The 4,954-nt window shown below is 26.5% G+C and carries 3 protein-coding genes; 2 read left to right on the forward strand and 1 reads right to left on the reverse strand.

All coding sequences use genetic code 11. The features are described from left to right. Positions 1-165 precede the first annotated feature (165 nt). Positions 166-1,278: a M20/M25/M40 family metallo-hydrolase gene (locus tag MBCUR_RS00975; protein WP_067089107.1), complete on the reverse strand. Its 1,113-nt coding sequence runs from the start codon at positions 1,276-1,278 to the stop codon at positions 166-168. Between the two features lie 516 nt (positions 1,279-1,794). Between MBCUR_RS00975 and MBCUR_RS00980 the strand changes: the two genes are divergently transcribed. Both MBCUR_RS00980 and MBCUR_RS00985 read left to right on the forward strand, forming a co-directional pair. Beyond that, on the forward strand, positions 1,795-3,348 hold the full coding sequence (locus tag MBCUR_RS00980) for an ATP-binding protein (protein WP_067089110.1): 1,554 nt from the start codon (positions 1,795-1,797) through the stop codon (positions 3,346-3,348). A gap of 144 nt (positions 3,349-3,492) precedes the next feature. Continuing rightward, a partial coding sequence (locus MBCUR_RS00985) for an ATP-binding protein (RefSeq protein WP_067089112.1) occupies positions 3,493-4,954 on the forward strand: 1,462 nt, incomplete at its 3' end.

Here is a 4,954-nt window from a genome sequence, read left to right on the forward strand (position 1 = left end):
AAATAATATTAAAAAATAATTTTAATTTAAAAATACTTTTAATTTAAAAATAATTTTAATATTAAAAAAATTAATAAAATTTTAAGTAAAAAAATAAATGAATTTATAAAACTTAATAAAATTTTAATAGATGAAATAAATAAAATTAATAACTTGATAAAATAGCTAATCCTTACTTGTCATTAATTGAATAACAAGTTTAGTGATGTTTTCAAGTTCTTTTACATTTGTAAACTCCTCATAGGAATGAGGATTGTTCATTGCTGAGGATAAAACCAAACCATATATGCCATTTTTTTGAATGTTGTTGTTATCACTTCCTCCTAAAGTTGGAAGTAAATTCGGAATAAGGTCAATAGATTTACATGCATTTTTAAATCTTTTAACAACAGAATGGTCTAATGGTGTTTCATAACTTTCAATTCTAATTTGAAAATCACTTTCAATTTCCCCACCATATTTACTTGCAGTCTTTGAAAAAACAGCTATATTCTTTTCAACTAATTCAATGGCCTTTTCATTGGTAAAACTTCTTACTTCTCCTTTAACAGTACAAGAACTTGGAATAATATTGGTACCAAATCCACCTTCAATAATTCCTATATTCAGTGTAGACTCTCCATCAATATTTCCTATTTTAATCTTATTAATGGCTTCAGATACAATAGCTATTGGATGAACAGTATTTTTTAACTTAAAACTTGCATGACCACCCTTTCCTTTAACTACAATTTCAAAAGTAATAAGTGTAGGTGCTTTGTATGCTGCATAACCTATTGGTCCAGATAAATCAAGAGTGTAAGCTTCTTTTGATTTTAATAAAGAATAATCAAAATATTTAGAACCAAGACCATATATTTCTTCTGCAACGAAGAATAAAAGTTCTATTGGTCTGTGATCTAAATTATTTTCTTTTATAAATGTAATGGCTTCAATAACAGCTGCTACACCAGTTAAATCGTCAGCCCCTAATACGGTTGTCCCATCAGAGCTTATGGTTCCATCATCATGAAAAATTGCTTTTTTCCCAATACATGGTTCAACAGTATCCATATGGAGAGAAAATAAAATAGGGTCCAGTGATTTATCACCAGAAAAGAATCCATACAAATTCCCACAGTTTCCACCAATTTCATCCCCCACATAATCTTCACAAACTTCTAAGCCTAATTCACTAAGATGAAACCTAATATAATCTGCTACATTCCTTTCTAACAAAGGAGGATTATCAATTGAAACCAAATTCGCAAATGTTCTAAGTAATCTCTCTTTATCCATCAATAATTCACCTAAATTTAAATCTTAACATTATAAAAATACAAACTGCAAAAATAAAAACTATAAAAATATAAATTATAAAAATAGAATTTAAATATTGTTAAAAAAATTAATATGTATAATTAATAAATTATTAAAATTAGTAATTGTAAATAATTAAAGTTTAAAGTTATATTTATATAAATTCTCATATAAATAATTTCTAAATATAATGAATTGTCAAAAACTTCGCTGATTTTTTTCAATTTTTTCTCATTCCATTTTCTTTCTTTCAACCTGCAACGAGGATCAATACATTTAATAGTCTTAGTTCTAGAAGTAATATATTGTAATTTGTTGCTTCAAATATGTTTTCACAGAGATTATTTGTATTTGATACCTCCAATGTTTTTCAACATAAACTCATGGTTTTTTCCTAAAACCAAAGTTTTTGACATCACCTATTTTAAATCCCCCAAAAAATATATAAAGAACCAAAAACATATTTATTAAATAATATAAATAAGAGGTAAAATTATGCAAGAATTACCTACTGGAACACAATCATTTTCAGTTTTAAGAGAAAATAATTACCTATATGTGGATAAAACAAAAGATATCCTTAAATTAACTAAAAATGGCAGAATTAATTTTCTCTCACGACCAAGACGATTTGGAAAGTCATTGCTAGTCAGCACACTAAAAGAATTATTTGAAGGAAATAAAAAGCTATTTGAAGGATTATATATTTATGATAAATGGAATTGGGAAGAAAACTACCCCGTAATCCATATAGATTTAGCTGGAGGAAGCTATAATAGCTTAAATGATTTAGAAAATAAACTTAAAGATATTATCAACAGAATAGCTAGAAATTTTCAAGTAAATCTATTCAGTGAATCATTAGATGAAAAATTCACAGATTTAATAAATGAAATTTCTAAAAAAACAAATAAAAAAGTGGTTGTTTTAATTGATGAATATGATAAGCCAATTATTTCAAATCTCCAGAATAAAAACCTAGAAGAAATTCAATCTAAATTAGGAAGTTTCTATGAAATTTTAAAAGCAAATGATCAATATATTAAATTTATCTTTTTAACTGGAGTATCTAAGTTTGCTCAGGTGTCTGTGTTTTCAAAATTGAATAGTGTAGATGATTTAACACTTATTGACGAATTTAACTCAATATGTGGATACACTCAAAAAGAATTAGAAGATAATTTCCACCCATTTATTCAACACCTTGCAGACAAATTTCAAATGTCCTATTTGGATACATTAGATAAGCTTAAATCATTTTATAATGGCTACAGTTGGAATGGTAAAGAAAAAATATACAATCCTTACTCTACACTCTTGTGTTTTAAACATTGCAAATTTGGGGAAGAGTGGTTTAACACAGGTACTCCACATGTTTTGGCTGATTATCCTATGGGTACTTATAGCCTTAAATCTATTGCAGAGCCAAGTAGAGTTACATACAATGAACTTAAAAATTCAACTACTGAAAATATTAAAGAAGAAGTACTTTTATTTCAAACAGGATACTTAACTGTAGACAATATAGAAATTGCTGAACGTGGAGAATTTTATGACTTGAAAATTCCCAACTTTGAGGTTGAAACTGCTCTTTATGAAAATCTCACAGCTCAATACTCTAAAATTTCCTATAATGATATTTTAGATTATGCAAATAGACTCGTAAAATACACTATCGATGGAAATTGTGCAAAAATTAAAGAAACACTAGGAGACTACCTATCACCAATACCTAATGATTTAAGAGGTCAAGATGAAAAATATTATCATACACTAATATTCATGTTACTATACACTGCAAAAATACATGTACATAGTGAAGTTCGCAGTTACAAAGGAAATGCAGACATAATAATAGAAGAAGATGATTATGTAATAATAATTGAATTTAAACAAAGCAGTAAAAGCTCAATTAACTACATGATAAATGAAGCACTAGAACAAATAGAAAAACAAGAGTACTCAAGACAATACAAAAACAAAAAAATCATAAAAGGAGCCATTGCATTTAAAGATAGTGAAATAGGATGTAAATTAATCAAAGAATAATTTTTCTTATATTTACAGTGGTGTTACCAAGAACTTTTTCAAAAACTTATTTTAAATTGCTTTATTTTAAATCATTCAAAAAATATATAAAGAATCAAAAACATAGTTATTATATTATATAAATGAAAATGGGGCATGAAATTTATGCAAAAATTACCTGTAGGCAGACAAGACTTCGCTACAATAAGAGAAAACGATTATTTATATGTGGATAAAACAAAGTACATACATGAAATGATAAAAAGTGGAGATATAAATTTTCTATCACGGCCAAGACGATTTGGAAAATCATTACTTATCAGTACTTTAAAAGAAGTATTTGAAGGAAACAAAAAGCTTTTTGAAAGGTTGTATATCTACGATAAATGGAATTGGGAAGAAAGTTACCCAGTAATACATATAGATTTAGCTGGAGGAACTTATGACTCATTAAATGATTTAGAAAACAAACTTAAAGACATTATTAATAGAATAGCTAGAGATTTTCAAGTAAAAATATACAGTGAATCCTTAGATGAAAGATTCACAGATTTAATAAGCGAAATCTCCAAAAAAACAAACAAAAAAGTAGTTGTTTTAATTGATGAATATGACAAACCAATTATTTCAAATCTTCAAAACAAGAATCTAGATGAAGTTCAATCAAAATTAGGAAGTTTCTATGAAGTTTTAAAAAAAAATGATCACTATATCAGATTTATATTTATAACTGGTGTATCTAAATTCGCCAAAGTGTCTGTATTTTCAAAATTAAATAATGTAGATGATTTAACTTTTATTGATAAGTTTAACTCAATATGTGGATACACTCAAGAAGAATTAGAGAATAATTTCCCAGAATACATAAAAAAACTATCCACTAAATTTAATACTTCTGATAAAGAGATTATTGAAAAAATTAAAGATTTTTATAATGGTTATAGTTGGAATGGTAGAGAAAAAGTCTATAATCCATTTTCTACTTTATTATGCTTCAAGCATGGAGAATTTTCTAAAAATTGGTTTAATACAGGAACACCAAATGTATTAGTTGATTATCCATTAAACAAATATGCTCTTAAATCCATTGCAGAACCAAATATAGTTACAGATAATGAACTTAAAAATCCAACTACTTCTAACATAAAAGATGAAATATTACTATTCCAAACAGGATATCTTACAGTAGACAAGATTGAAGCAAAAGAAGATGAAAAGTTTTATTATTTAAAACTCCCAAATTATGAAGTAAAATCAGCTTTATTTGAAAATCTAATTAGCCAATATTCTAAAATACCCCTATATGACATTTTAGATTATGCAAATAAGCTCTTAAAATACACTATCGATGGAAATTGCACAAAAATTAAAGAAACACTAGGAGACTACTTATCACCAATACCTAATGACTTAAGAGGAAAAGACGAAAGATATTATCATACACTTGTATTCATGTTATTATACACTGCAAAAATACATGTACACAGTGAAGTTCACAGTTACAAAGGAAATGCAGACCTAATAATAGAAGAAGACGATTATGTAATAATAATTGAATTTAAACAAAGCAATAAAAGCTCAATTAACTACATGATAAATGAAGCACTAGAACAAATAGAAAAACAAG

It is taken from the genome of Methanobrevibacter curvatus, from assembly GCF_001639295.1.
In the GTDB taxonomy this organism is placed as follows: domain Archaea; phylum Methanobacteriota; class Methanobacteria; order Methanobacteriales; family Methanobacteriaceae; genus Methanoflexus; species Methanoflexus curvatus.